The sequence below is a fragment of the Roseicyclus sp. genome, from assembly GCF_965662675.1.
In the GTDB taxonomy this organism is placed as follows: domain Bacteria; phylum Pseudomonadota; class Alphaproteobacteria; order Rhodobacterales; family Rhodobacteraceae; genus Roseicyclus.
Window position 1 is genome coordinate 1 of record NZ_CBFIIK010000184.1, and the last position, 1994, is coordinate 1994.

At 62.8% G+C, this 1994-nt stretch carries 2 protein-coding genes and 1 tRNA gene; 1 reads left to right on the forward strand and 2 read right to left on the reverse strand.

Annotation, left to right across the window (positions count from 1 at the left end; translation table 11 throughout):
* Positions 1-150: 150 nt before the first annotated feature.
* Together ACTG4J_RS15315 and ACTG4J_RS15320 are read right to left on the reverse strand one after the other, a co-directional pair.
* On the reverse strand, positions 151-1044 hold the full coding sequence (locus ACTG4J_RS15315; RefSeq protein WP_439140596.1) for a homocysteine S-methyltransferase family protein: 894 nt from the start codon (positions 1042-1044) through the stop codon (positions 151-153).
* Positions 1045-1140: 96 nt separating this feature from the next.
* Positions 1141-1225: transfer RNA gene (locus ACTG4J_RS15320), tRNA-Leu, on the reverse strand.
* A 239-nt stretch (positions 1226-1464) separates the two neighbouring features.
* Here ACTG4J_RS15320 and ACTG4J_RS15325 point away from each other — a divergent pair.
* Positions 1465-1956 carry a Hint domain-containing protein gene (locus ACTG4J_RS15325; RefSeq protein WP_439140597.1) on the forward strand — a complete coding sequence of 164 codons (492 nt, stop codon included), beginning with the start codon at positions 1465-1467 and terminating at the stop codon, positions 1954-1956.
* Positions 1957-1994 lie beyond the last annotated feature (38 nt).

Genomic DNA, 1994 nt, shown 5'->3' on the forward strand with positions numbered 1-1994 from the left:
GGCGGCAATTCCATTCTGCTCGCGGGCGTGAACATCGCCGATCTCGACAATGCCGACTTCATCTTCTGACGGGCTGCCGCGCGCGCCATCTGACAACGCAAAGGGGCGGCCGCATGGCCGCCCCTTTGCCATACGCCACGCAGGCATTGCTCAGCCGTCCAACAGCCCCTTGTCGCGCAAACGTCGGGCAATCTCGGCAATATGGGCGGGACCCACTTCGCAGCAGCCGCCGACGATGGTTGCACCTTGGTCGATCCAGCCCATCACATGGTCGGCATAGACCGCAGGGCCCAGATCGCTGCGCGCAGAAAGGGCATCGACGGTCGGACGATCGGCCAAGAACCCTTCGCTGATCTTGGTGAACCCATTCGCATAGGCACCGAACGGCAGATCGCCCTTGCCGAATACGGCCAGGCCTGCGGGCATCGCCTCGGGGATCGAGCAATTGGCCAGAACCGCCGCCGCTCCGCCCGCCTCGAGGATCGGCAACAAATCGGACACTGCCTCACCCGAGCGCAGGCGCGACCCATCCGCGTCGTCCAACGTGACCGAGAGCCAAACCGGCTTGCCCGCCGCCTTTGCACCGACAAGTGCTGTTTCGGCATGCATGAGAGAGGCCACGCTTTCAAACAAGATCAGATCGACATGCGGCGCGAGGATCTGGACGATCTCGCCGTAAAGCGGCACGGCCATCTCGGGCGTGGGATGTAGATCGGGGCGGTAGCTGCCTACCAAGGGGCCGACAGAGCCCGCGATGCGCCCCTGCCCATGGGCCTTGCGTGCGGTCACAGCCTCGGCGATGGCGGCGGCATGCAGATCGGCGAAGAGATGTTCAATCCCCTCATGGACCAGACGGTCGCGGTGAATGGCATAGGTGTTGGTCGTGGCGATCTGCGCGCCGGCGGCAAAATAATCGCCATGGACCTGCGCGACCAGACCGGGATGGGCCATCATCACCTGCGTCGACCACAGGGGCGTCGGCCTATCACCGGCGCGGTGGATCAATTCCTGGCCCATACCGCCATCAAGAAGTGTGATCGTCATGGTCGGTCTACTTCCACCACGCGCCCAGCCCGCGCAAGCGCACATGATGTGCGCAATACAATCAGGCTGAAACCGTTTGATATTCAAATGTTTCGATGGTGCGGGTGGAGGGACTTGAACCCCCACGCCTTGCGGCGCCAGAACCTAAATCTGGTGCGTCTGCCAATTTCGCCACACCCGCATCGGCGGTGCCTTTAGCAGAGCCGAAGGCCGGGCGCGAGAGCGAAAACAGATCCACTTAACGTGTTTTCAATCCATTGCGCACAGAATCGCCACATGAGCCTTCTGTTTTCCCGCAACACTTTGCCCCCGTTCGTACCTGTGCGTTCCATTTTTCCTATTGCGACCCGTCACACGGCGCTAGGGTGGTCGCACAAAGAACAGGGCGCAAAAGACGCCCGTGACCGAGCAGGTTTAAACATGACCGAATTGACCCCCATTACGGTGGGGCTTTTGGTGGACGACATGGCGCTGACAAGCCCCATGGCGATCGCACCAGGCACCACCGTTCTTGGCCTCGATGGCGCATTGCCGGTCGAGCATCTCTACCCCGGCGACCGCCTGATCACGCGCCACGGCGCACGGCCCGTCACGGCCATCGACAAGATCACCCTGCCCGCGGGCACCGCGATCGTGCAGTTGACGAAAAACGCGTTGGGCGGGCGCCCGGACCGCGATCTATGGCTTCCGGCCGGGCAACGCATCTTGATCCGCGATTGGCGGGCACAGGCGCTTTACGGGCAAAAACAGGCTTGCGTGGCCGCATCGCAACTGGCCGATGGCGAATATATCCGCCTTGATACGCTCCGCGAGCCGGCGACGGGCTTTGCCCTGCGCTTCGGCCGCCCCGAGGTGTTTTATGCCGATGGGCTGGAACTGGCCTCGGCCGATATGTTGCATGTGCCGGCCTAGCGCGGCGCACTAGGCCCCGATACGGCGCAACACCACTG

Excerpts from the sequence above, each read along its gene's own strand:
- ACTG4J_RS15315 (WP_439140596.1), bottom strand. The coding sequence starts at position 1,044 with ATGACGATCACACTTCTTGATGGCGGTATGGGCCAGGAATTGATCCAC.
- ACTG4J_RS15325 (WP_439140597.1), top strand. The coding sequence starts at position 1,465 with ATGACCGAATTGACCCCCATTACGGTGGGGCTTTTGGTGGACGACATG.